Source organism: Flavobacterium esculini, assembly GCF_048284325.1.
Taxonomy (GTDB): Bacteria; Bacteroidota; Bacteroidia; order Flavobacteriales; family Flavobacteriaceae; genus Flavobacterium.
This window is the reverse complement of the sequence record NZ_JBLVPI010000013.1, coordinates 74,059-98,499: the sequence shown is the minus strand read 5'-3', so window position 1 is coordinate 98,499 and position 24,441 is coordinate 74,059. Positions and strand designations below refer to the sequence as shown.

At 33.7% G+C, this 24,441-nt stretch carries 21 protein-coding genes and 3 tRNA genes; 12 read left to right on the top strand and 12 right to left on the bottom strand.

From position 1 onward, the window contains the following. The first annotated feature begins 190 nt into the window (after positions 1-190). Together gyrA and ACNQGG_RS12185 are read left to right on the top strand one after the other, a co-directional pair. Positions 191-2,815 (top strand): DNA gyrase subunit A, encoded by a 2,625-nt coding sequence (gene gyrA / locus ACNQGG_RS12190; protein ID WP_417964342.1) that lies wholly within the window; start codon positions 191-193, stop codon positions 2,813-2,815. Between the two features lie 48 nt (positions 2,816-2,863). Beyond that, on the top strand, positions 2,864-4,132 hold the full coding sequence (locus ACNQGG_RS12185) for a tetratricopeptide repeat protein (protein WP_417964340.1): 1,269 nt from the start codon (positions 2,864-2,866) through the stop codon (positions 4,130-4,132). A 60-nt stretch (positions 4,133-4,192) separates the two neighbouring features. Here ACNQGG_RS12185 and ACNQGG_RS12180 read toward each other — a convergent pair whose 3' ends face one another. Together ACNQGG_RS12180 and ACNQGG_RS12175 are read right to left on the bottom strand one after the other, a co-directional pair. After that, positions 4,193-4,954, bottom strand: coding sequence for a C40 family peptidase (locus ACNQGG_RS12180; protein ID WP_417964338.1), 762 nt, complete (start codon positions 4,952-4,954; stop codon positions 4,193-4,195). Positions 4,955-5,026: 72 nt separating this feature from the next. Further along, positions 5,027-6,205: an acetyl-CoA C-acyltransferase gene (locus tag ACNQGG_RS12175; RefSeq protein ID WP_417964336.1), complete on the bottom strand. Its 1,179-nt coding sequence runs from the start codon at positions 6,203-6,205 to the stop codon at positions 5,027-5,029. Between the two features lie 229 nt (positions 6,206-6,434). Between ACNQGG_RS12175 and ACNQGG_RS12170 the strand changes: the two genes are divergently transcribed. The 8 genes from ACNQGG_RS12170 (at position 6,435) to ACNQGG_RS12135 (ending at position 12,438) form a co-directional block, all read left to right on the top strand. Further along, a tRNA-Ser gene (locus ACNQGG_RS12170) sits at positions 6,435-6,518 on the top strand. Between the two features lie 18 nt (positions 6,519-6,536). Next, positions 6,537-6,611 (top strand) — tRNA-Pro (locus tag ACNQGG_RS12165). A 24-nt stretch (positions 6,612-6,635) separates the two neighbouring features. Beyond that, positions 6,636-6,709 (top strand) — tRNA-Arg (locus tag ACNQGG_RS12160). Between the two features lie 488 nt (positions 6,710-7,197). Beyond that, on the top strand, positions 7,198-7,671 hold the full coding sequence (locus tag ACNQGG_RS12155; RefSeq protein ID WP_417964334.1) for a (2Fe-2S)-binding protein: 474 nt from the start codon (positions 7,198-7,200) through the stop codon (positions 7,669-7,671). A 262-nt stretch (positions 7,672-7,933) separates the two neighbouring features. After that, complete coding sequence (locus tag ACNQGG_RS12150; protein WP_417964333.1) at positions 7,934-8,374, top strand: c-type cytochrome; 441 nt, start codon at positions 7,934-7,936, stop codon at positions 8,372-8,374. A gap of 33 nt (positions 8,375-8,407) precedes the next feature. After that, the gene (locus ACNQGG_RS12145; RefSeq protein ID WP_417964331.1) at positions 8,408-10,570 is read left to right on the top strand and encodes a xanthine dehydrogenase family protein molybdopterin-binding subunit; all 2,163 of its coding nucleotides are present in this window, start codon (positions 8,408-8,410) and stop codon (positions 10,568-10,570) included. Positions 10,571-10,646: 76 nt separating this feature from the next. After that, positions 10,647-11,768, top strand: a complete 1,122-nt coding sequence (locus tag ACNQGG_RS12140) for an XdhC family protein (protein WP_417964329.1) — start codon at positions 10,647-10,649, stop codon at positions 11,766-11,768. Positions 11,769-11,844: 76 nt separating this feature from the next. Beyond that, positions 11,845-12,438 (top strand): nucleotidyltransferase family protein, encoded by a 594-nt coding sequence (locus ACNQGG_RS12135; RefSeq protein WP_417964327.1) that lies wholly within the window; start codon positions 11,845-11,847, stop codon positions 12,436-12,438. A gap of 90 nt (positions 12,439-12,528) precedes the next feature. Here the strand turns inward: ACNQGG_RS12135 and ACNQGG_RS12130 are convergent, their stop codons facing one another. Both ACNQGG_RS12130 and ACNQGG_RS12125 read right to left on the bottom strand, forming a co-directional pair. Continuing rightward, positions 12,529-13,677 (bottom strand): cysteine desulfurase family protein, encoded by a 1,149-nt coding sequence (locus ACNQGG_RS12130; protein ID WP_417964325.1) that lies wholly within the window; start codon positions 13,675-13,677, stop codon positions 12,529-12,531. Between the two features lie 758 nt (positions 13,678-14,435). Then, positions 14,436-14,843: a winged helix-turn-helix transcriptional regulator gene (locus tag ACNQGG_RS12125; protein ID WP_417964323.1), complete on the bottom strand. Its 408-nt coding sequence runs from the start codon at positions 14,841-14,843 to the stop codon at positions 14,436-14,438. Positions 14,844-14,945: 102 nt separating this feature from the next. On the opposite strand from ACNQGG_RS12125, the gene ACNQGG_RS12120 reads away from it, so the two are divergent. Both ACNQGG_RS12120 and ACNQGG_RS12115 read left to right on the top strand, forming a co-directional pair. After that, on the top strand, positions 14,946-15,713 hold the full coding sequence (locus ACNQGG_RS12120) for an SDR family oxidoreductase (protein WP_417964321.1): 768 nt from the start codon (positions 14,946-14,948) through the stop codon (positions 15,711-15,713). Between the two features lie 276 nt (positions 15,714-15,989). After that, complete coding sequence (locus ACNQGG_RS12115; RefSeq protein WP_417964319.1) at positions 15,990-16,649, top strand: M15 family metallopeptidase; 660 nt, start codon at positions 15,990-15,992, stop codon at positions 16,647-16,649. 1 nt (position 16,650) lies between these two features. On the opposite strand, the gene ACNQGG_RS12110 is transcribed toward ACNQGG_RS12115, so the two are convergent. From ACNQGG_RS12110 to tsaD, 8 genes are all read right to left on the bottom strand, one after another. Further along, positions 16,651-17,217, bottom strand: coding sequence for a hypothetical protein (locus ACNQGG_RS12110; protein WP_417964317.1), 567 nt, complete (start codon positions 17,215-17,217; stop codon positions 16,651-16,653). Between the two features lie 2 nt (positions 17,218-17,219). After that, complete coding sequence (locus tag ACNQGG_RS12105) at positions 17,220-18,401, bottom strand: class I SAM-dependent methyltransferase (RefSeq protein ID WP_417964315.1); 1,182 nt, start codon at positions 18,399-18,401, stop codon at positions 17,220-17,222. Between the two features lie 2 nt (positions 18,402-18,403). Continuing rightward, positions 18,404-19,495, bottom strand: coding sequence for an AI-2E family transporter (locus ACNQGG_RS12100; protein ID WP_417964313.1), 1,092 nt, complete (start codon positions 19,493-19,495; stop codon positions 18,404-18,406). Between the two features lie 72 nt (positions 19,496-19,567). Then, positions 19,568-20,518, bottom strand: coding sequence for a zinc metalloprotease (locus tag ACNQGG_RS12095; protein WP_417964311.1), 951 nt, complete (start codon positions 20,516-20,518; stop codon positions 19,568-19,570). 210 nt (positions 20,519-20,728) lie between these two features. After that, the gene (locus ACNQGG_RS12090) at positions 20,729-21,673 is read right to left on the bottom strand and encodes a zinc metalloprotease (protein ID WP_417964309.1); all 945 of its coding nucleotides are present in this window, start codon (positions 21,671-21,673) and stop codon (positions 20,729-20,731) included. Positions 21,674-21,924: 251 nt separating this feature from the next. After that, positions 21,925-22,563 carry a DUF4159 domain-containing protein gene (locus ACNQGG_RS12085; RefSeq protein WP_417964307.1) on the bottom strand — a complete coding sequence of 213 codons (639 nt, stop codon included), beginning with the start codon at positions 22,561-22,563 and terminating at the stop codon, positions 21,925-21,927. Between the two features lie 26 nt (positions 22,564-22,589). Further along, a complete protein-coding gene (locus ACNQGG_RS12080; protein ID WP_417964305.1) occupies positions 22,590-23,297 on the bottom strand; it encodes a 16S rRNA (uracil(1498)-N(3))-methyltransferase in 708 nt (235 codons plus the stop codon). 3 nt (positions 23,298-23,300) lie between these two features. Beyond that, complete coding sequence (gene tsaD / locus ACNQGG_RS12075) at positions 23,301-24,323, bottom strand: tRNA (adenosine(37)-N6)-threonylcarbamoyltransferase complex transferase subunit TsaD (protein ID WP_417964303.1); 1,023 nt, start codon at positions 24,321-24,323, stop codon at positions 23,301-23,303. Positions 24,324-24,441 lie beyond the last annotated feature (118 nt).

Here is a 24,441-nt window from a genome sequence, read left to right as displayed (position 1 = left end):
ACTACTGTCAGCTAATAGACAAAAATAATAATAATATTGAAGTTAAATTTCCCTTAATTTATTAACTAAAATTGAAGATTAATTTGTTAATAAATCATTGAAATAAGTCCGTTAAAATAGGTTCAAAAATTTCAAAAAGGTGTATATTGGCACGTTTTGAAACTAATATAATTTTTTAATATAACAACTTATGTCTGAAGGAGAAAAGTTAATTCCTATTAACATTGAAGATGAAATGAAAACTGCTTACATCGATTATTCGATGTCCGTAATTGTATCCAGAGCACTTCCAGATGTTAGAGATGGCTTGAAACCAGTACATCGAAGAGTATTATTTGGAATGCATGATTTAGGGGTTAACTCCAGATCTGCCCATAAAAAGTCTGCAAGAATTGTCGGGGAAGTTCTTGGAAAGTATCACCCGCACGGTGATACCTCTGTTTATGATGCTATGGTTCGTATGGCACAAGAGTGGAGTATGCGTTATTTATTGATTGATGGTCAGGGTAATTTTGGGTCTGTAGATGGCGATAGTCCTGCAGCGATGCGTTATACAGAGGCTAGAATGCGTAGGATTTCGGAAGAAATCTTGGCGGATATTGATAAAGAAACGGTTGATTTTAAATTAAATTTTGATGATACATTACAAGAGCCAACAGTTATGCCAACTCGTGTTCCTACCTTATTGATAAATGGGGCTACGGGGATCGCAGTAGGTATGGCTACCAATATGCCGCCTCACAACTTAACGGAGGTGATTAATGGCACATTGGCTTATATGGATAATAACGATATTGAAGTTGACGAGTTGATGACACATATCAAAGCACCAGATTTTCCTACTGGTGGTATAATATATGGGTATGAAGGCGTTCGTGAAGCATTCAAAACCGGTAGAGGGCGTATTGTAATGCGTGCTAAAGTAGGTTTTGAAGAAGTAGACGGAAGAGAATGTATTATCGTTACCGAAATTCCTTATCAAGTCAATAAAGCTGATATGATCAAGCGTACTGCTGATTTGGTCAATGACAAAAAAATTGATGGAATTGCAAATATCCGAGATGAATCGGATAGAAACGGGATGCGTATCGTTTATATTTTAAAACGTGATGCGACACCAAACGTGGTTTTGAATACACTTTATAAGTTTACACAATTACAATCTTCGTTTAGTGTAAACAATATTGCCATTGTAAAAGGGCGTCCGCAAATGTTGAATCTGAAAGATTTGATTCATTATTTTATCGAACACCGTCATGATGTGGTAACTCGCAGAACGCAATTTGAATTGAAAAAAGCGGAAGCAAGAGCACATATATTAGAAGGTTTGATTATCGCTTCGGATAATATTGATGAAGTAATTGCTTTAATCAAAGCTTCAAAAAGTACCGAAGAAGCAAGAGAAAAATTAATCGAAAGATTCAATTTATCAGATATTCAATCTCGTGCTATTGTTGAAATGCGTTTGCGACAATTAACAGGTCTGGAACAAGATAAGCTAAGAACAGAATACGATGAAATCATGAAGTTAATAGAGCATTTGAAAGCTTTATTAGCAGATGTAAACTTGAGAATTGCTTTGATTAAAGAAGAATTGACTGAGATTCGTGATAAATATGGAGATGAGCGTCGTTCTATAATTGAATATTCTGGTGGAGATGTAAGTATTGAGGATTTAATTGCGGATGAAAATGTGGTAATTACAATTTCTCATGCAGGTTATATTAAACGTACCAATCTTACAGAATACAAAACTCAAAATAGAGGAGGAGTTGGTCAAAAAAGTGCCGGAACAAGAGACCAAGATTTCTTAGAACACATGTTTGTTGCAACGAATCACCAATATATGATGTTCTTTACCCAAAAAGGAAAATGTTTCTGGATGCGTGTTTATGAAATACCGGAAGGAAGTAAAACTGCTAAAGGTAGAGCAATCCAAAACTTGGTGAATATTGAAAGCGATGATAAAGTAAAAGCATTTATCTGCACCCAAGATTTAAAAGACCAGGAATACATCAAAAGCCATAATTTGATTATGGTGACTAAAAAAGGTCAGGTTAAGAAAACATCTTTAGAGAAATATTCTAAGCCTAGAGTTAATGGAGTTGCTGCAATTACAATTAAAGAAGGGGATGAATTATTGGAAGCAAAATTAACCAATGGAGAAAGTCAAATTATTTTGGCTGTGAAATCTGGTAAATTAGTTCGTTTTGAAGAAACTAAAACCCGTCCAATGGGAAGAACAGCTTCGGGAGTTCGTGGGATTACCCTTAAAGATGATACTGATGAAGTTATTGGCATGGTTACTGTAAATGATATGAGCAGCGAAATTCTAGTTGTTGCTGAAAACGGATACGGAAAACGTTCTAGTCTTGACGAATACAGAATTACAAATCGTGGTGGTAAGGGAGTTAAAACCTTAAATATTACCGAAAAAACAGGTAAGCTGATTTCGATAAATGCGGTTACTGATGCTGATGATTTAATGATTATCAATAAATCGGGATTGACTATCAGAATGGCTGTCGAAGATTTAAGGGTTATGGGACGTGCTACGCAAGGAGTGAAGTTGATTAACATTAAAGGAAACGATTCTATTGCAGCAGTTACAAAAGTAATGAAAGACGATGTGGCTGAAGTTGTTGTTGATGAAGAAGGCAATATTATTGAAACTGAAACAATTGAAAGAGTTAAGCCAGTTTTAGAAGTACTTGAAGACGAAGGGACAGAGGAAGATGATGATGATGATGAGTCTGAAGAGGACGAAGAGTCTGAAGATGATTCTGAAGACGAAGATTCTGATGATGAAGCTTAAAATAAGAATATAAAAAAGAACAATTATTAAATAAAAACCAAGAATATTATGAAAAGTAAATATGTAATACTTGCATCAGCATTATTGATATCAGTAGCTACTTTTGCTCAAAAAGATCAAATTAAAGCTGCAGAAAAAGCAATGAAAGGTGGAAACTCTCAAGAAGCTGCAACAATTCTGCAAGGTGCTGAATCTTTGATTACTAATGCCACTGATGTAGAGAAAGCACAATTTTTCTTTATTAAAGGAAATGCTTTGCTAGACTTAGCAAATAAGAATGTTGACATCAATACGAATCTTTCACTTGCTGCAAAAGCGTACCAAGATTTAATTGCTGTTGAACAAGCTTCAGGAAAAGTTAAATTTTCTTCGCAAGCAGCTACGTCAATTACGCAGATAAAATTTAAATTGATCAATAATGCGATTGCAGATTCTAAAATTGATAAACACGCAGATAGTGCTAAAAAATTATATGATGCTTATTTGTTAGATAAAAAGGATACTATTAATTTATATTATGCGGCTTCTACCTATGTTAATGCTAAAGAATATGAAACAGCGCTTAAATTATACGATGAGTTGAAAAACTTAAACTATTCTGGAAAAGGAACGAGTTATTTTGCAGTGAATAAATTGTCTGGTGAAGAGGATGTTTATGCTACAGCTCAAGAAAGAGACAGAATGGTGAAACTTGGAACTCATGAAAAACCAAGAACTGAGGCTATCCCATCAAAAAGAGGAGAAATATATAAAAATATGGCTTTAATTTTAGTTCAAAATGGAAAAACTGAAGAAGCTAAAAAAGCTATGGCTGAGGCCAGAGTTGCAAATCCGGATGATACTTCATTGATTTTGACAGAAGCTAATTTATATTTAGAGACTAAAGATTATGTTACTTATAAAAAATTAATTTCTGAAGTATTAGAAAAAAATCCTAATGATGCAGATTTAATTTTTAATCTAGGAGTGATAAGTACAACTGCCAATAATAACGTTGAAGCTGAGAAATATTATAAGAGAGCTATTGAAATAAAACCAGATTATGTAAATGCTTATCTTAATTTAGCAATTTTAAAACTGGATGCTGACAAAAAACTTTTTGAGGAAATGAATAAATTAGGAAACTCAGAAAAAGATAATAAGCGTTATTTGGTTCTTAAAAAACAAAGAGAAGCAGTATTTGTGGATGCTTTACCATTTTTGGAAAAAGCAAGTGAATTAGATCCATCAAATAAAGAAGTTAAAGCTACTTTGTTGAATGTTTATGGTGCATTAGAAATGACTGAGAAGAAAAAAGCATTGAAAGCTAAAATGTAATAATTCTTTTTAAGAAGATTAAAAAAAACCTATCAAGAATTAATTTCGAGATAGGTTTTTTTATATAATTTTTTTAATGACCCGAAGTTTGTGTGTATGCTTGTTTGTTTCGGGATTGTAAATACCAAGATGATCTAATCTGTCAATCCGTATTTTTCCACTGGCGTGAATGATATAGTTGTCTTCCATGATGATTCCAACATGAATAATTTTGCCTTCGTCGTTGTCAAAGAAAGCTAAATCCCCAGGCTCACTTTCTTCAATAAAACTCAAAGGCTCACCTTGAGTTGCTTGTTGTGACGCATCGCGTAATAATTTGTATCCGTTGAGTTTATAAACCATTTGTGTAAAACCGGAACAATCAATACCAAATGGTGTTTTTCCTCCCCACAGATAAGGAGCATTTAGATACAAAAAGGCAGTATTGATCAAACCTTCTTTAGGCTTTATACCACTAATTTTAGTTCCTTCAAAATCAAAATTTGAAGTGTTGATTTCATTGTAATTTAAAAATGATACTGATGAACCTAATGGAATTGGGATTAATATATTATTTGGCGCCGTAATGTATTCTATTAAATCAGCATTCAAAATGATTGCGTCTTCAGACAGTTGATTAAAACTAGTTTCGGAAATCAATTGGTATTGTTTAGAATCTACCCAGCCTTCGTAATCATCATATTGCATTTTGATTCGGGACCATTGTTTCAATTGTTCCAAAATTTCAAAATGTTCGCCAAATAAAACTTGAGAAACAATTTCGCTTCTGTCACTGGGTTCAAAGCGAAGTGGGATTATGGCTAGATTACAGATTCCGAACATTTAAGTCAATTTATGAGTTAATAATTATGGGTTATAAGTTTCAAAACTCATAACCCATAACTTGTAATTATTTTAGGCTCTTTCAATAACAATTGCCGAAGCACCGCCACCGCCATTACAAATTGCAGCAGCTCCAAATTTACCGTTATTTTGTTCTAAAACATTTATTAAAGTAACAATGATTCTTGCTCCGGAACAACCTAATGGATGTCCTAGAGATACAGCACCACCGTTTATATTTACTTTGCTGTCATCTAGTCCAAGAATTTTTGAATTTGCTAAACCCACAACGGCAAAAGCTTCATTAAATTCAAAATAATCAACATCGCCAATTGCTATTCCTGCTTTTTCTAGAGCTTTAGGAATTGCTTTAGATGGAGTAGTGGTGAACCATTTTGGTTCCTGTGCTGCATCAGCGTAGCCATTAATGTAAGCTAGCGGTTTTAGACCTAAAGCGATCGCTTTTTCTTCACTCATTAATATTACTGCTGCTGCGCCATCATTTATAGTAGATGCATTGGCTGCGGTTACGGTTCCGTCTTTGGTAAAAACAGGACTTAATGATGGTATTTTATCTAATTTTACATTAGTGTATTCTTCGTCTTTAGAGACTATGATAGGCTCTCCTTTTCTTTGTGGAACGGAAACGGGAACAACTTCATTGTCAAATTTCCCAGAATCCCATGCTTTTGCACTACGCTCATACGATTGAATTGCGAAGTTATCTTGATCTTCACGGGTAAATTTATATTCTGCGGCACATAAGTCAGCACACACTCCCATAGCGCTGTTATCGTATGCGTCAGTCAGTCCATCTTTCTGCATTCCGTCAATCATGGTTGCGGGACCAAATTTAGTTCCGTTTCTCAAATGCATATAATGTGGAATTAAACTCATGTTCTCCATTCCTCCGGCTACTACAATTTCGGCATCACCGCATTGGATTGCTTGCGCTCCCAACATTACAGCTTTCATTCCAGAAGCACAAACTTTATTTATTGTGGTACAGGCAACGGTATTTGGTAAACCAGCAAATAGCGCTGCTTGACGAGCAGGAGCTTGTCCTGTGCCAGCTTGAACTACATTGCCCATAAATACTTCGTCAATTAAATTTGGATCTAAATTTATTTTTTCCAATGCGCCTTTAATCGCTACTGCACCTAATCTTGGAGCAGTAACTGTAGATAATCCCCCCATAAAACTTCCGATAGGTGTCCTAACGGCAGAAACGATAACAACTCTTTTGTTCATAACTTATAAAATGTTGGTTTATGAAGCAAATTTAACCTTTTTTGAACAATTTCAAATTTAGATTAAGTCATTATCTTTTTTTAAATTTATTTTTATTCTATATGTTTGATTGTGAAGTGTTTTTGTGAAAATGACAAAAAATATTAAAAAAAAGACCTGAAATAGTTGTGAGAAGTCTAAAGATGTCTTAAATTTGCAACCGCAAAACAGGACACGTTTCTTTGAGCTTGGAGGGGTGCCAGAGTGGTAATGGAGCAGTTTGCTAAACTGTCATCGAGTAATCGGTGCCAGGGTTCGAGTCCCTGTCCCTCCGCTTAATATTTTTGTGCTTCGGGGTGTAGCGTAGCTCGGTTATCGCGCCTGCTTTGGGAGCAGGAGGCCGCAGGTTCGAATCCTGCCACCCCGACTAGATTTTTTTTACACGAGCAATGGAGGCATAGCTCAGCTGGATAGAGCACCTGCCTTCTAAGCAGGCGGTCGAAGGTTCGAATCCTTCTGCCTTCACAACAAAACCCACTGTTTTTAGTGGGTTTTTTTTGTTTTAAGCCATTTTGTTTGTTTGTGAAAATATCATTTGCATAATATTTAAGATCTTAATTATTTATCTTTTTTTAGAAGACTCTCTCCATCAAAATAATTTCAAACAAGTATCCTAAACTTAGAAATTTCGCTACAATTTTCATTTTTACCTATAAGTTGACGGGGGTATACCTGTCATGGTATATCACTGCTTTTACAGCTCTCATTTTTTATTTGACAACTTAAATCCCATGCTAATACGATAATAATAATAATAATAATAATAATAATAATATAAAAGAACCAAAGGGAATACACCCAACGCAGTTGTTTTAATTGTTTATGTTTGATTATCTTAATAATAGTTTGAATTCAGTAATTTTATTTGAGCCAGTTATGTTAATTTTATCTCATAAATTTTATCCTAAAGGATTTATGCTTAATTTTAAATAAACAAATAAATTAATTTAAAAATGATTAAATTAAATGTAAATAATAAATCCCATGATTGTGATATTAGCGGAGATATGCCACTACTTTGGGCGTTACGTGATATTCTTCAATTAACGGGAACAAAGTATGGTTGTGGTGTTGCTCAATGCGGTGCTTGTGTTGTGCATCTTGATGGAGAAGCTGTGCGTTCTTGTGTTACAAAAGTAAGTCGCGCCGAGGGTAAAAAGATTACTACAATCGAAGGCTTGTCAGTAAATAACGATCATCCTCTACAACAGGCATGGCAGAATATTGATGTCCCGCAGTGTGGTTATTGTCACTCTGGACAAATAATGTCGGCAGCAGTGCTGCTTCGAGAAAACATGAACCCTACAGATGAAGATATAGATAACGCAATGGCTGGTAATATATGTCGTTGCGGGACGTATCCAAGAATTCGAAAAGCGATACACATAGCGGCCGAAATACAACGCAATTCTGAAAACAAATCCTAGTAGATAATAAAGATTATAAATTCATACAACTTTTGAATAATTCACTATGATGAAAAATTGGTATTCACAAAAGATGACAAATATTGTTAGAAATAGAGCTGTAAAAATTGCTGCTTTGTTCTTAATGCTGATTTCAATAGTCGCATTTAGTTTTAGTAAAAGATACTATTCGAATGATGCATACACAACTATTGCAAAATCAATTGTAAAGAAGGATAGTTTAGTCTCTGTAAAAGCTTTTGAGAAAGTTTATTCTGTGCTTATGAGTCCAAGGTGTGTCAATTGCCATCCGATAGGAGATATTCCGCTTCAGGGTGATGACAGTCATATTCATAAGATGTTTCCTAAAAGAGGAGTAGACGGTAAGGGGCTTTATGCCATGAAGTGTGCTAATTGTCATCAGCTAGAGAATACATCTGGACCACATGCGCCTCCAGGAAACCCAGACTGGCATTTGCCTCCAGCTAATATGAAAATGATTTTTGAGGGAAGATCTGCTCATGCTCTTGCCAAGCAGCTTGTAGATCGAAAACAAAATGGGAATAAAAGTATGAAGCAACTTCTAGCTCACGCTGATGATGGACTAGTACTCTCGGGATGGAAACCAGCAGAAGGACATTCAGAGCCTCCACTGAGTCACAGCGAATTTAAGAAAGCTTGGATTATCTGGATTAAAAACGGTGCCTATGCACCAGCTAAATAACAATGAAAGTTACACTCAAATACTGAAAAAATCATGTCAGAATCAAATATACTTCCAAATGTGTCACGCAGAGGTTTTCTTAAATTAGCTGGTATAGGAGGAACCGCCTTCTATCTAGGTATTTTTAGTAGTGAAGGTGCTTCAGCAAGTATAGTAAATCCAGAATTTGCTGCACTCAATAAAGTAGAGTTGAATGCTTGGATCATTATTGAGGAAAGTGGAAAAGTAACTTTGGTAGATCATCGTGCAGAGATGGGACAAGGTTCCTATCACTCAGTACCTCAGATTATTGCAGAAGAACTTGAAGTTGATTTAAAAGATATTAATGTAATATTTGCTCAGGGAAGTAAAAAATATGGTGGTCAGATAACCGGTGGTAGCTCTACAATACGAGGTTCTTATAAAAATCTTTTGAAGCTTAGTGCCACTGCCAGAGAAATGCTAATAACTGCAGCAGCTGATGTTTGGTCTGTTTCGGCGACGGAGTGTTTCGCGCAATCAGGTCACATCATTCATAAACAATCAGGAAAGAGTTTACATTATGGTGAATTGGCTGAGAAAGCATCTAAACTGCCTACTCCAAAGGATGTAAAACTAAAAAAGCGTTCAGATTATAAACTAATCGGTAAAGGACTTCGTCGCATAGATACGCATTTAAAGACCAATGGAGCTGCTATATTCGGACTTGATAAAAGGATTGAAGGAATGCTTTTTGCTGCAGTAGAACGTAATCCAAGACTAAGAGGAAAGTTAGTCAGTTATGATGATACACAAACTTTAAAGATTGCGGGCGTTAAAAAAGTATTTAGGATACAAATGCAAGTTCATAACACTTTAAGAGATGGGATTGCTGTTGTAGCAGATAACAGCTGGGCTGCTTTACAAGGTAAAAAAGCACTTAGAGTTGTTTGGGATGATAGCGGATTTGAACATTTAAGTTCTCCAGAAATAGCTAAACGAAAGTTAGAATTACTGCAAAAAGAAGAAGGATTGATTTTTAAAAAAGAAGGAGATCCCGATAAAATTATTGGTTCGGCTGTGAAAAAAATAGATGTAGTTTATGAGACGCCTTACCAATCGCATTATGCAATGGAACCGGTAAATTGCATAGCGCATTATCAAGGAAATAAAATTGAAATCTGGGGTCCTTTACAGGCACCAGATTGGATGCAAGAAAGTGTAAGCAAAAGTTTCGGATTGCCTTTAGAGTCAGTAATAGTGAATATGACCTTTTTAGGTGGTGGATTTGGAAGAAAAGCATTTACTGACTTTTGTCATGAAGCCGTTGTAATCTCAAAAGAGATAAATGGGCCAGTGCAGGTAGTTTGGTCAAGAGAGGATGATGCAACGCAGGGACCTTTTAGACCAGGAATTTCTTATAGAGGAGAAGGGGTGATAGAAAATGGTGAAATTGCTGCAATTAAATTCCGAATGGCAGGGCAAAACATCGATCACTGGATGTCTGAAAAAAGAGGAAAACCTAACGGAAGTACTACAGAAGGTTTTTTAGCTCCTTATTTTGAATCGATTAAAAATATAAGTTTTTCTGATATTCCGTTTGAAACACCTATACCAGTACTTTGGTGGAGGTCTGTTTACGCATCTACTAATGGTTTTGCTTATGAGAGTTTTATGGATGAAATGGCGCATGAAGCAGGAAAAGATCCGTTAGATTTTAGAAGAAAATATTTAAAAGAAGAGCGACTTCAAAAACTTATTGATAAGTTAGAAGAAGTTTCAGGATGGAAATCCAGAAAGAAAAATGAAGGTTTTGGAGTAGCCATAACAGAGTGTTTTGACAGCACTGTTGGGCAGATTGTAAAAGTTTCTGCAAAGCAAGGCGGCGGTGTAAAAATAGATAAGGTATGGGCAGTAATGGATTGTGGTTGGTACGTAAACCCTGATATTATTCAAGCTCAAATAGAAGGTTCCATCATAATGGGACTCGGAGCATCAGTATTTCATGAGATGACCTTTACCGATGGGGTAGCAGATAAAAAGAATTTTTACGAATACAACATGCCACGTATATATGATATGCCTGAAATGGAAGTACATATAATTGAAAATGATGCAGATGCCGGAGGTGTAGGAGAGCCTGCTTTGCCTCCTTTTGCACCAGCACTGACCAATGCAATTTTTGATTTGACAGGAAAAAGAATTAGAAAACTTCCTTTTAATTTAGATGAGGTATAGTTCAATTATCGTGATATTTTTATAAAATAAAGGCTTCCTGCTTAGTTGTATTTTGTTTTAGAGCCAGCAGTTTAATATGAAAGAAATCAAAGATATACTAAGAGCCTATTATTTAGCTGCTGAAGCAGGTAAAAAAACTGCTCTTGCAACAGTGGTAAAAGTTGAGGGCTCCTCATACAGGCAGCCTGGAGCACGGATGCTTGTAACTGAAGACGGCGAATTAACTGGTGCTATTAGTGGTGGCTGCCTTGAAGGCGATGCACTGCGCAAAGCATTAATTGCAATCAATCAGCAACAAAATAAGCTTATTACCTATGATACAAGTAATGAGGATGATGTTGACTTTGGTGTTCAGCTTGGTTGTAACGGTATAGTACATATTCTTTTTGAATATGTAGATTCTGCTAAAGACAATAATCCCATATATTTTTTACAACAGTTAGAAAAAGAACGAAAAGATGCTGTTATAATTACACTTTTTTCTCAAAACAGGCAATCTGTACAACCCGGTACTGTTTTGTTTGACAGAGTTAATACAAAAATTAAGGTTGATTATCCTTATGCTATATTAGCCGCCGAGAGTAAAAAAGTGTTACATGATAAGACTTCAATAATAAAAAAAGTTGAGGTTAAAAATGCTTCTTATGAAGCATTGATAGAATACATTGCTCCACCAGTATTGTTAGTACTATGTGGTGCTGGTAATGATGTAAAGCCAATTGTGGAAATGGCATCAATTCTAGGATGGGAAACTATTGTTGTCGATGGCCGTGCTACCCATGCTATCGCCAAAAGATTTCCAAAGGCAAATGCTGTTTATATTGCCAAACCAGAGGAAGTGATGGGCAATATAGTAATGGATGACAGAACTTTTTTTGTTATGATGACCCATAACTACAAATATGATCTGACTATGCTCAAATTATTAGTGCAAACAGATTGTAAGTATATAGGTATTCTTGGTCCTAAAACAAAGCTTAACCGTATGTTAGCCGATTTAAATGACGGTGGTATCCTACTTACGAAAAAGCTGCTTAGTAGTATTTATGGACCTGTTGGATTGGATATTGGCGCAGAAACATCAGAAGAAATTGCGGTAGCTTTAGTGTCTGAAATTAAATCAGTTATGAGCGGTAAGCAGGGTATATCATTAAAATATAAAGAAGGAAAAATACACACAGCTACAACGGTAGCTTAACAAAGGAAATATGATACCATTGAGTTTACGATTACCACTTTAAAAAACCGAAGCATGATAACTATTAGAGAATAATATGGAACAGGCTTTTGGCATTATACTTCTGGCAGCAGGTAATTCTTCACGATTAGGAAAACCCAAGCAATTACTGCAATATAATGGTAACACCTTATTGCGGAATACAATAATACAGGCAAATTTATTACCAAATAGCTTTGTATTAGTTGTAACAGGTGCGTATAAAGATCTTGTATATAAAGAGTTTGATTCTCTTTTGGTTAAAGCTGTTCATAATTCGAATTGGGAAGCGGGTATGGCATCATCAATCGCTATTGGATTAGATAGATTGCGTATACTTAAACCAAATATAGAATTTTGTATTTTTACTGTATGCGATCAGCCCTATATTATGGTAGCCCTATTTAAAGATTTGATTGAGAAACACAATAAAACCGGAAAGGGTATCGTGGCCTCAGCCTATTCCGATACTTTAGGTACACCTGTATTGTTCAGTAGTAGTTATTTCGTTGAACTTGTAAATCTTAAAGGGAATGAAGGTGCTAAAAAACTGCTTCAACGTTATAAAGAAGATGTTGTATCTATCCCTTTCGAAAAAGGTGCTGTAGATATTGATACTATAGACGATTACAATAATCTTATTAACCAATAACGATAGTTTTAAAATAAGCAAAAACAAATCATTCAAGAGACTGTAGCCGATAGTAAACCCAAAAACGAATAGCTGCCATTAGCGACCCTCTTAATGATTATTCTGTCTTAATGTTGCAACAAGTTCAGTTACTTTTTTAATGACAATATTGATTTCTTCTTCTGTGGTAAACTTGCCCAGGCTAAAACGTATGGAGCTCAGCGCATCTGCATCAGTTAACCCCAGTTCTTTTAAAACGTATGACGGTTCAGTTGTAATAGCAGAACAAGCCGAACCGCTGGAAACGGCAATGTTTTGCAAACCTAATATCAATTTTTCAGAATTTGCCTCAGGGAAACAAATGTTGGTGGTGTTGTATAATCTTCTATCTTCACTATTTCCATTTACAAAAGCATCTTCAATTTTTAAAAGTTCATATTCAATATGGTTTCTTAAAGCAGTAATTCGTACGTTATCTCCTTGCATTTCTAATGATGCTATTTCGCAGGCCTTTCCCAATCCTATGATTCCAGGAACATTAAGCGTACCGCTACGCATTTTACGTTCTTGTCCACCTCCATGTATTTGCGAGTCTAATTTTATTTTGGCTGTTGAAGAAACATATAATGCCCCAATTCCTTTTGGTCCGTAAAATTTATGCGCGGAAAGCGGCATCATATCAATGCCTAATTCTGAAACATCAATAGGTAGTTTCCCAACTGCCTGCGTAGCATCGGTCATAAAAAGCGCTCCTTTTGTATGGGCAAGACTACTTATTTGCTTGATTGGTTGTAAGAGACCAGTTTCGTTGTTGGCTAGCATAATGCAAACCAGTAATGTGTCAATCCTGATAGCGGCTTCTAGCGCTTCTAAATTTATGAAGCCATCTTTATTTACAGGCATATATGTAACTTCAAAACCGCAAAGTTCCATATATGCGCAGGTGTCTAATACCGCTTTATGCTCGGTTAAGGCGGTAATAATATGCTTGTTGTTATGATGTATTAATCCTTTAATGGCTAAATTAATTGCTTCACTAGCGCCCGAAGTAAATGTAATTTCTCTAGGCTTTGCACCTATTAAATCAGCAACCTGCTGTCTGGCAAAATCAACTACTTCACCTACGGATAAGCCGAAAAGGTGACTACTGGTAACGTTAGCATAATATTCTGTGAAATAAGGAAGCATAGCCAGCAATACACGTTTGTCAAGTTGTGTAGTGGCATTGTTATCAAGATAAACTATAGGCTCTTTCAGCATCAGTGACAGGTAAAGGATTTATCTAATGATTTTGTATTTGGTCCAGTCATTTTTTTGAAAAAACTGTTAAAATATGTTGTGTATTCAAAGCCAAGTATATACGCAATATCAGCGATACTCCATTCACTATTATGTAGGAAGGCTTTCGTAACAATACGTTTTAAATATTTGTGGTTGTCGATTGCCAGTACCCTTCCTTTATGGAAGGGTTCCTGTGGTTTACACAAATATACGCATTAAGTGTTTTTGAAATAATAATACCTATTGTACTAATTGTTCGTTACTTGAAAAATTTTGAAATCGATTTCCGTTTTTTCTTTGTTGTGAAAGATATCGGTGTACTAACACTCATATATCAAAGTTAATCAAATATAATTATCCGTCTTGAAAAAAGAGAGACTAGAGTTGATAATTTTATTAATATGGAAATAGATATACTATCATAAATTTAAAGAGAAAGTTAAGAGTGAAATTTAATATTTTTTAAATATTATAATGTTTGAAATAAATCACTCAAAAGCTTTAAATCTTCGAGTAGAAGGTTGGAATTTTGTACCATTAAGTTCACAAAAAAAAAACTTATAAACTATTGATTATGAGGTTTTTTTTGTTCGAAAAAATAATGCATTTTTATTGGATCAAGCCATTGATTGATAAACCTTTATTGAGATTACGGATTCGAATCCTTTAATATTTTTTACTATTATCTAAGATCTAGTATCTAGTATAACTGGCTTGATAAACCATAAGTGTTAAAATTATTTTTTAAGATCTTTAATTGTATTTTTAATAAATTCTGCCTTGTTAGTATGCCTTTTTGACAGTATTTCTTTTCTGCAATCTGGTATTTCAGTATACTTTTCTGCCCATAAGTTAATTTCAACTAGTATCGGAACTAAATCAATTCCCTTTTGAGTTAAGCGGTATAAGACTTTTGCTTTGCTGTCAGGATGTTCTAATTTTTGAATAATGCCATTTTCTTCTAACGAAAGAAGTCTTGCGGCTAAAATATTGGTCGCTATTTTCTCTTCAGCCTTAGCAAAATCTCCATAAGTACATTCTTTTTTCATTAATAAATCCCTTACAATCAGCAGTGACCACTTATCACCAAAGGCTTCAAGAGAATAACTTACAGGACAGTCTGATCTCTTTTTTTGATTTTTCATAAAATATAATTTAAATCACTTGCATTTTAAAAGTAAATATTTATATATTTGTACTTGCATTTCGCAAGCAAATATAAATATAAAATTATAAATAAAAAAATTATGGAATTAAAAGGAAAAACAATTTTGATTACCGGCGGATCTGCGGGTATCGGATTAGAGGCAGCCAAACGATTTCTAGAGGAGGGTTGTAAGGTAATTATAACAGGAAGAGATCAAGCAAAATTGGATTTAGCAAAAAAAAATTATCCGTCTATTATCACTATTAAAAGCGATGCGTCAAATCAAGATGCTGCTGTTGCTTTATACAACCAGATAAACCAGCTAGGAGGTATTGACATCTTATATAATAATGCCGGAGTTATGAATGGTTTGGATAATTTAGGTATCAGCAATGCAAAACATTTTGAAAAAGCTGCTGCTGAAATGAATACTAACTATTTAGGTGTTATTCTTTTGAATGATCACTTTATAGATATGCTGAAATCCAGAAAAGAAACAGCCATTATCAATACAAGTTCTATCTTAAGTTATATGCCGGCTAACCTAGTGCCAACTTATTCCGCTTCTAAGGCTGCGGTGCGCTTTTATACTGTAGCACTAAGAGATCATTTGCAAATTATTCGAAGCAGCGTAAAGGTATTTGAATTATTACCTCCGCTTGTGTCAACCAAAATGGCAGAAGGAATGGATCGTAAATCTATTACACCAGATGTGCTTATAAATGCTTTGATAAAAGGATTAAAAAATGATAAATACACCATTCGTGTTGGTGATACAAAAGCCATTTATTTATTGAATCGTTTTTTACCAAAAATAGCTTACAAGTTGTTGAATCCAAAGACAATTGGTGAAAAACTGCAAGCTTAATAGTTATAATTATATCTAAATCAGATGTACTAAATAAAAAATGAACACTGGATATACAAACAAAAAAGCAGGACAAGTTATGCTATGATTCAAATAATTAAGTGTGTATTAAATCTTATCTTTATTCTTTAAAATAATCAGCTAATAGTTTTAAATATTCGATTAAAAGATTCGAATCTTGTACTTAAACAGATACTTTAATTAATATCGGTTTTTTGTTTTTAGATGTACTGAAAATTCCTTTAATTATTATATTTTTATAAAAAAATAGCATTTATGACTTTTTGTTTTAAACCATTTCTAATCTTTTGTTCTCTTTTCTGGATTGTTTCCTGTAAATCGCAATCAGCTATCTCTGCTACTGAAGATAAAAAGGGTCCAATTATTAATGATACTACATTTGTAAATTTAAAAGACTATAGTCAGAATTTTGTCTATGATATGAAGTATGCAACTCCTGATAATTTCCTAAAAGAAAAAGTGTATGATTGTGCAGCATGCTTTTTACGGTTAAAAACCGTTAATGCACTGGTTGAAGCGAATAAAAAATTTATGAAGAAAGGGTATAAAATCAAAATTTTTGATTGCTACCGTCCTTTAGATATTCAAAAAAGAATGTGGAAAATTGTTCCGAATCCGGAATATGTAGCCAATCCTGCTAAAGGTTCCATTCACAATAGAGGAGGAGCAGTAGATATTACGCTAGTTGATAAAAATGGAAAAGAACTAGATATGGGAACTTCTTTTGATTATTTTGGAATCGAAGCCAGTCACAATTATTTAAACGTATCTCAAGAAATTAAACAAAATAGGGGATTGCTAAAAAAAATAATGATCCAAAAAGGGTTTAATTCCTTTGATTCAGAATGGTGGCATTACAATTTAAAATCCGCTTTGAAAGATAGTATTTCTAATGCCAAGTGGGATTGCAACTAATTTATTCTATACAACGTATCGTATTCATGAAATAGGTTTCAGGTTGGTAAATCTCATCGTTTAACTCTGATTTAAATTCTTTTTTAAGAACATAATCTTCAGTATCCGTTAAATATTTGATTCTCATCATCGAAACTGGAGAGCTTTTTAATTCTGCAAAACTATCTTTCATAAACATAAATTGACCTGAAATGATTCTATTGTCAAAGCTTTTATCATCACGAAGCATCGTTCCACAATTCTCTTGATCGATATGTAGCAATGTTATTATTTTTCCATTATTTAATTGTAAAAATAATTTTGAGTTTTTATCAAAGCAATTTGCTTTAATGAATTCCTTGCTTTTTTGAATCAACTGCACATTTAGTGTTGGCAAGCCATCTGTTAAGGCTAATGAATAGAAAATATAACTGGAATTTCCGGCAAAATTTTTCTCGTTAATCATGTATTCCTTTGTTGCTTTGTATGTTCCTATAGAATCGGTTACGTTTACGCTATAATCACATGTTTTTTGAGCAAATAAGCTGAGGCTGAATAAGAATAGTAGGCTAGTAATTATAGATTTCATTTTTATTTTATTTTGGTGCAAATTAAAACTATTTTATGATTATTTTCATCTGTCGTAAAAAAACAATATACATTTCCACCGTCTTTTATTTTCCATTTTTTTCGAATGCTTTCTACACTGTCGGGAAAATTTCGGGTTGTAATATTGGCTTTGGTATTTTCTAAATACATTTTCATTTCCGTTTTGCTGTAAGGAACTGCATTTTGAATTTCAAAAACTCTTCCCGGAAAGGAAATTAAATTAGAAGAGGTGTATAAATGGGAATGTTTATGTAGTTTGTTTAGGTTGTAAAATGAACTCACTTCATCAAACCCACCTGATTTCATTATAGCACTATTGGGCTCATACAAATACTTTTGTGGTAAACTAAAGACCGGAAATTTAGTTTGGTCATCCAAAATAAAGTCGAATGTTTCGTTTTTATCTTTTAAAAGATTAATTGTTTTTATGTTTACAGTTCCAGAATAGCCTTTGTGTACTTCCCATAATAGTTCTTTTACTTCATTTTCGAGCGCTACTATATGAATCGTTTTGACATTTTGTAATTCCAATAATCCTGCTGAAATATCAAGTAGAGGAGCCGTTTTTATCAAAATAGCATTCGAATTATTGAAATAAAAGTCCAGATTTTCAGGAACATTAGGCAAGCAATCTTTGAGCATGAATACTTTCCCTTTGGCGTCATTTCTTCTGGAAGGATCAATATAAATCCAGTCCCATTTAGTATTTAAAGTTTTTAAAGTAGCCAAGCTATCTCCCACATAGCAACTGATATTAGGAGCGTTTAATAGCTCAAAATTGTGTTTGACAAGATTAGATAGTTCTGGATTGATTTCGCAATGGACAACATTTTTTATTTTTTTTGCAAAATAATAATCATCAACTCCAAAACCTCCTGTCAAATCAATTAAATTTTCACCTGAAATAATGGAGGCTTTGTAGGAAGCTGTTTTTTCGGATGAAGTTTGCTCTATTGAGATTTTATTTGGATAAATAATATCTTTGGTGTTAAACCAATTAGGCAATTTGTCCTTTGCTCTTGTTTTGGCCTCAATTTGGTTCAAAATAGAAATCCAATCCACATTTGGAAATGGATTTTTTTGAAGCGCTAATTTCGAAATGGGAATGCCAATATTTTTTGCTATAAATTCTTGAATTTCAAGATTTAGAATCATTAAATCCAAAATTAAATGTCTTTAGTTAATAGTTGGATAATTTTGTTCTCCGGAAAGAATTCTTTACCAATTACTTTTATTATCGTATATAAAGGAACTGCTACTATCATTCCTAGTATTCCAAAAAGGAAACCAGCAATTAATATCACAAGAAATATTTCTAATGGATGCGAGCTTACGCTTTTTGAAAAAATGATGGGCTGTGATAAATTATTATCAATGACTTGAACAACCCAGAAACCAATTAAAACATAAATTGTAGTTGGTAAAATTTCGGATTGAAAATCATTTCCTAAATTACTCATCATTGTTAAAACCGCAGCTAATATTGAGGCTATTAATGGACCGATGTAAGGAATGATATTTAAAACTGCGCATAAAAAGGCGATGATAATTGCATTAGGAGCACCAAAAATGAGTAATACAATTAAGTATAAAATAAAAACTATAAATAATTGGAGTAGTAATCCAATAAAATAGCGAGACAATAAGTAATTTATTTTGTCTAAAGAATTTAAAATTTGATCTTCGTGGCTATCAGGAATTAATTTTTTAGCTCCATTTTTAAATAACAACCGGTCTTTTAAGAAGAAAAAAGTAATAAAAAGTACAGAAGCCAATCCCACTCCAAAACTACTGATTGTACCCAAAATTGCATTTAGAAAATTTGGAATAAAATTGAAATTTAATTTTGAAGCATAATTATTGTCCTTAAGTATTTTGGCGGAATCAATATGGTGACTTTCGAGAAATGTTGATATCTGATTAATCAATTGAAGTATGTTTTTTTCAATTTCGGCAGTGTTCAAAAGTGATAAATTTTGACCTTGTGATGAAATCAAAGGAATAAACATCATTATAAATCCAGCTATAATAAGAACAAAAATCAGTAATGTCGCAATTGTTGCAAATACATGTTTGAATTTTAATCTTCTTTTAAAAAAATCTAAAATAGGATTTCCTATCAATGTTAGAATTAATGCAACTATTAGATAAATCAGCACAGATTGAATTTGATATAGGAGATAAAGTGCTACAGCGACTAAAACGATAGTACTTATTGCTCTTAAAATTCCATTAGCTATAATTCTTGATGTAATCATTTATATTTTTTAGGATATAAAGATAAAAAAACTCGCCAACAAGTAGCGAGTTTTATATTCTAAATCTAAAAATTATATACCGAAACCGGCTCTTGCTCCACCAGAAACAAATAAAGCAGCCATTCTTGCTTTTTGGCCATTAGTGAACATATACATTCCTCGATCGTCAGTATAATCCATATAATTCATAGTCATTTCATTATGAGCTGGTAAACAAGAGCTTACAAATGGGTATGCTGGGACACCAAAGTTGGCGGTTTTATGAACAGGGGTGTCAGCAACTAAATCGTTTCCACATGAAGCGTCTCCCCAAATGTGACGTAGATTCATCCAATGGCCAACTTCGTGAGATGCAGTTCTTCCTAAATTATAGGGGGAACTAGCACCACTTGATAAACCAAAATAGAAAGAATCAATTACAACTCCGTCAGTTGCTAATGAGCCACCAGGGAATTGAGCGTATCCTAAGATTCCTCCGCCTATTTTACAAGCCCAAATATTTAAAGTTGTAATTGGCGAAGTAGGGTCTAATCCTCCTCTTTTTGAATTTTTCATGGCATCTTTAGTTCCCCAAGATGTTTTAGTTGTTGATTTTCTATTGATTTTTATCAACTCGAAAGTAATACCTATATTAGCTGCTACACCAGAAAACTCAGTCGGAATGTCCCTGAAATCAGAGTTTGAAGCAGTGAAATCTTTATTTAATACATCAATTTGGGATTGTATCTGAGCATCAGGTATATTTTCAGCACCAGTTCTGTATAATACATTTACCACAACTGGAATTACTACTTTGTCATTTACTAAACGGTTTGTTAATATTGCTTTTTTTGTAAAATCTTCAATTTGGTTCATTCTCAACACTAATGTTGGATCGGCTTTCAATTGCTCCGCTAATACATCTTGGGAAGCACATGTTCGTTGGACAATAGCATTTGTTGTAGCCGAAGTTAATTCTGTTTGATCATTTTGACATGAAAAAAGCATTGTAAATGCAATTGCGGATAGAATAATTTTTTTCATAATAGTAGTTTTTTGTGTTATAAATCATTGTTTGTCACTTAAATAACAAGCAATTTACGATTAATATTTGGCATGTATTAATGATTTATAATAATTTTTAATACTAAAATGTTACAGATGATAGGATAGTTTTAAAGTTAGGATTGATTTAATATTAAAAAAAAACCCGCTAACAAGTAGCGAGTCTTAAATTATAAAAATCTAAAAAAATTATATACCGAAACCTGCTCTAGCTCCGCCAGAAACGAATAAAGCACTCATTCTTGCTTTTTGACCATTAGTGAACATGAACATTCCTCTATCGTCAGTGTAATCCATATAGTTCATAGTCATTTCATTATGAGCTGGTAAACAGGTACTTACATATGGATAAGTTGGTACACCAAAGTTTGAAGTTTTGTGAACAGGAGTGTCAGAAACTAAATCGTCTCCACAAGATGCATCACCCCAAATGTGTCTAAGGTTCATCCAATGACCTACTTCATGACTTGCAGTTCTACCTAAATTGTAAGGGTAGCTTGCAGCACTAGATAATCCAAAATAATTAGAATCAATGACAACTCCATCAGTTGCTAATGAACCACCAGGGAATTGTGCATAACCTAATATTCCTCCGCCTATTGTGCAAGCCCATAAGTTAAGAGTTGTTGTAGGTGAAGTTGGGTCTAATCCTCCTTGTTTTGTTTTTTTCATGGCATCTCTGGTTCCCCATGAAGTTTTAGTAGTTGATTTTCTATTGATTTTTACTAATTCAAAAGTAATACCAACATTTGCGGCGACACCAGCAAACTCAGCAGGAGTACTACTGAAGTCAGGGTTTGTAGCAGTGAAATCTTTATTTAATACGTCAATTTGAGATTGTATTTGAGCGTCAGAGATATTTTCTGCTGCAGTTTTATACAATACATTAACAACTACTGGAATTACAACTTTGCCATTTACTAATTTATTAGTTAGCATTGATTTTTGTGTAAAAGCTTCAATCTGATTCATTCTTAAAGCTAATGTAGGATCAGCTGCTAATTGTTCCGCTAATACATCCTGGGAAGCGCAAGAACGGCGTGCAGTAGCATTCGTTTCTATTGATTCTGTTTGGTCATTTTGACATGAGAATAACATCAAGAATGTTGTTGCAGTTAAAAGAATTTTTTTCATAATAATAATAGGTTTTTGTTATAAAAAATTGATTTGGGTTAATAATAATGCAATTTTATAACAAATTATTCAATAAAAAAAATTTTTTTAAATAAAATCCAAGAAATAACTATAACGATATAGTTACTGTATTTATTAGAATATATAATGATTTTTTGTTATTTAACGAGCTCGTACAAGGCAATATTTATAGCTTGTAAGACATTCCTGCTGCTGTTTTCTCATGCATGTTGTAGCCTGCATGATTTATATTAATTATTAAAGATATAATTCATAATATTAGCACCCATTTTTAGTGCTTTTTCGCGAACATCTGCAGGATCGTTATGCACTTCAGGATCTTCCCAGCCATCACCTAAGTCACATTCGAAAGTATAAAGAAGGACTAATTTATTTTCTATAAATATTCCAAAAGCTTGTGGTCGTTTTCCATCATGCTCGTGTATTTTTGGTAATCCATTGGCAAAAACATAGGGTTTTTGAAAAATAGCATGATTTGCAGGAATTTCGACCAAATCAGTATTTGGAAATAGTTTCTTTATTTCTTTTCTAATGTATTGATCCATACCGTAATTATCATCAATATGGAGAAAACCACCAGCTAACAAATAATTTCTGAGATTAATTACATCAGTATCACTGAAAACTACATTTCCATGACCAGTCATATGAACGAATGGATAGGAAAGTAAATCCGGACTTCCTGGCTCTACAGTTCCGGGTTTAAGTTTTATTTTTGTATTGATATTTGCATTACAATATTTGATTAAATTAGGCAATGAAGTGGGATTAGCGTACCAATCTCCGCCACCACTATATTTTAATAATGCGATTTCCTGCGAAAATGAGGTGACAGAAATTAATAGTAATAAATAATATATTTTTTTCATAACTATAAATTCAGAATCATTAATTCTTATTCTTCATTAACAAAAACAACGCTATGACACGCAACAATGGCGGCAGTTTCTGTGCGTAATCTTGTATTACCTAAAGAAACCGGAATGTAATTGGCTTCAAGTGCTGATTCGATTTCTTTTTCTGTAAAATCGCCTTCTGGTCCTATTAATAGAGTAACATTTTGATTTGCTTCTAACGCAGATTTCAATGTTTTTTTATTGGTTTCCTCACAATGCGCTATAAAATTTAGACCTTCCTGTTTTTGTTTAATAAACTCTTTGAAAGATATCGCCTCATTCAATTTTGGTAGAAATAATACATTAGATTGCTTCATGGCAGTCAATATAATTTTATCAAATCTTTCGGTATTGATTACTTTTCGTTCAGAACGATCACAAATAATAGGGGTTATTTCTTGGATACCAATTTCAGTTGCCTTCTCTAAAAACCATTCGAAGCGATCATTCATTTTAGTTGGGGCAACTGCTAAATGCAAATGAAATTTTGAAGGTGCCGACTTTTCAAAAGAAATGATTTTCACTGTGCATTTATTGTCGGAAGCTAAAGTGATTTCAGTTTTAAATAAATGTCCTAAACCATTGGTTACATATAAAATATCGCTATCTTTTTTACGTAATACTTTAATAATATGTTTGCTTTCTTCTTTGTCAAAAGAAAAGTTTTTAGTGGTCTCGTTGATCGTTGGGTTATAAAATAATTGCATAATTTAGAATTGTATTCTTGCTTTAGAAACAACAGATGAAGTCTCAAAATTTCCAGTTAAAAATTTTTGGTAACCTACAATTCCAATCATTGCAGCATTATCCGTGGTGTACTCAAATTTAGGAACAAATGTTTTCCATCCATATTTATTTTCGGCTTCCGCCAAAGCATTTCTTATTCCTGAATTAGCCGAAACTCCTCCGCCAATTGCTATTTGTTTTATTCCCGTTTCCTTTACGGCTAGTTCTAATTTATCCATCAGAATTTCAATAATTGTGTATTGGATGGAGGCACAAATGTCATTTCGGTTTTCTTCTATAAAATTTGGATTCTCTAGTTTTTTCTTTTGAATAAAATATAAAATAGCGGTTTTTAAACCGGAAAAACTAAAATCTAATCCGGGAACTTTTGGTTTTGTAAAAGCAAAAGCTTTTGGATTCCCTAATTGAGCATATTTATCTATTAAAGGTCCACCTGGATAAGGAAGCCCCAGTATTTTGGCACTTTTATCAAAAGCTTCTCCTACAGCATCATCAGTAGTTTCACCAATAATTGTCATGTCAAAAAAATCGTTCACTTTCACAATTTGGGTATGTCCGCCACTTATGGTCAGGGCCAAAAAAGGAAAGGTAGGCTTTTCAAATCCTTCTTCATGAATAAAATGCGCTAAAATATGGGCCTGCATGTGATTTACTGCAATCAAAGGAATTTTTAACGCTAATGCCAATGATTTTGCAAATGAACTTCCTACCAGAAGCGAACCCATCAATCCAGGACCTTGGGTAAAAGCAATTGCTGACAACTGTTCTTTTTGTATATTTGCTTTTTGAAGTGCAGCATCAATGACGGGAACTATATTTTGTTGGTGTGCACGAGAAGCAAGTTCAGGAACTACACCGCCATATTGATTGTGAATCAATTGATTAGCCACTATGTTTGAAAGTACTTTGTCCTTTTGTAAAACGGCTGCTGCCGTATCGTCGCAAGAACTTTCGATTGCAAGAATAAAAACCTCGGGATTTTGCATAAAAAGGCACAAATTTTGAATTATATTTGACAATCCTATGTAAAAACTTTTTTTACATAAAAAGGCAAAATTAAAGAATTTTTATTAAAGCTACTGTTGTTTCCAAAAGCAAAATAAA

What these genes read in the sequence shown, in the direction of transcription:
- gyrA (WP_417964342.1), top strand. Translation starts at nt 191, where the DNA reads ATGTCTGAAGGAGAAAAGTTAATTCCTATTAACATTGAAGATGAAATG.
- ACNQGG_RS12185 (WP_417964340.1), top strand. Translation starts at nt 2,864, where the DNA reads ATGAAAAGTAAATATGTAATACTTGCATCAGCATTATTGATATCAGTA.
- ACNQGG_RS12180 (WP_417964338.1), bottom strand. Translation starts at nt 4,954, where the DNA reads ATGTTCGGAATCTGTAATCTAGCCATAATCCCACTTCGCTTTGAACCC.
- ACNQGG_RS12175 (WP_417964336.1), bottom strand. Translation starts at nt 6,205, where the DNA reads ATGAACAAAAGAGTTGTTATCGTTTCTGCCGTTAGGACACCTATCGGA.
- ACNQGG_RS12155 (WP_417964334.1), top strand. Translation starts at nt 7,198, where the DNA reads ATGATTAAATTAAATGTAAATAATAAATCCCATGATTGTGATATTAGC.
- ACNQGG_RS12150 (WP_417964333.1), top strand. Translation starts at nt 7,934, where the DNA reads ATGAGTCCAAGGTGTGTCAATTGCCATCCGATAGGAGATATTCCGCTT.
- ACNQGG_RS12145 (WP_417964331.1), top strand. Translation starts at nt 8,408, where the DNA reads ATGTCAGAATCAAATATACTTCCAAATGTGTCACGCAGAGGTTTTCTT.
- ACNQGG_RS12140 (WP_417964329.1), top strand. Translation starts at nt 10,647, where the DNA reads ATGAAAGAAATCAAAGATATACTAAGAGCCTATTATTTAGCTGCTGAA.
- ACNQGG_RS12135 (WP_417964327.1), top strand. Translation starts at nt 11,845, where the DNA reads ATGGAACAGGCTTTTGGCATTATACTTCTGGCAGCAGGTAATTCTTCA.
- ACNQGG_RS12130 (WP_417964325.1), bottom strand. Translation starts at nt 13,677, where the DNA reads ATGCTGAAAGAGCCTATAGTTTATCTTGATAACAATGCCACTACACAA.
- ACNQGG_RS12125 (WP_417964323.1), bottom strand. Translation starts at nt 14,843, where the DNA reads ATGAAAAATCAAAAAAAGAGATCAGACTGTCCTGTAAGTTATTCTCTT.
- ACNQGG_RS12120 (WP_417964321.1), top strand. Translation starts at nt 14,946, where the DNA reads ATGGAATTAAAAGGAAAAACAATTTTGATTACCGGCGGATCTGCGGGT.
- ACNQGG_RS12115 (WP_417964319.1), top strand. Translation starts at nt 15,990, where the DNA reads ATGACTTTTTGTTTTAAACCATTTCTAATCTTTTGTTCTCTTTTCTGG.
- ACNQGG_RS12110 (WP_417964317.1), bottom strand. Translation starts at nt 17,217, where the DNA reads ATGAAATCTATAATTACTAGCCTACTATTCTTATTCAGCCTCAGCTTA.
- ACNQGG_RS12100 (WP_417964313.1), bottom strand. Translation starts at nt 19,495, where the DNA reads ATGATTACATCAAGAATTATAGCTAATGGAATTTTAAGAGCAATAAGT.
- ACNQGG_RS12095 (WP_417964311.1), bottom strand. Translation starts at nt 20,518, where the DNA reads ATGAAAAAAATTATTCTATCCGCAATTGCATTTACAATGCTTTTTTCA.
- ACNQGG_RS12090 (WP_417964309.1), bottom strand. Translation starts at nt 21,673, where the DNA reads ATGAAAAAAATTCTTTTAACTGCAACAACATTCTTGATGTTATTCTCA.
- ACNQGG_RS12085 (WP_417964307.1), bottom strand. Translation starts at nt 22,563, where the DNA reads ATGAAAAAAATATATTATTTATTACTATTAATTTCTGTCACCTCATTT.
- ACNQGG_RS12080 (WP_417964305.1), bottom strand. Translation starts at nt 23,297, where the DNA reads ATGCAATTATTTTATAACCCAACGATCAACGAGACCACTAAAAACTTT.
- tsaD (WP_417964303.1), bottom strand. Translation starts at nt 24,323, where the DNA reads ATGCAAAATCCCGAGGTTTTTATTCTTGCAATCGAAAGTTCTTGCGAC.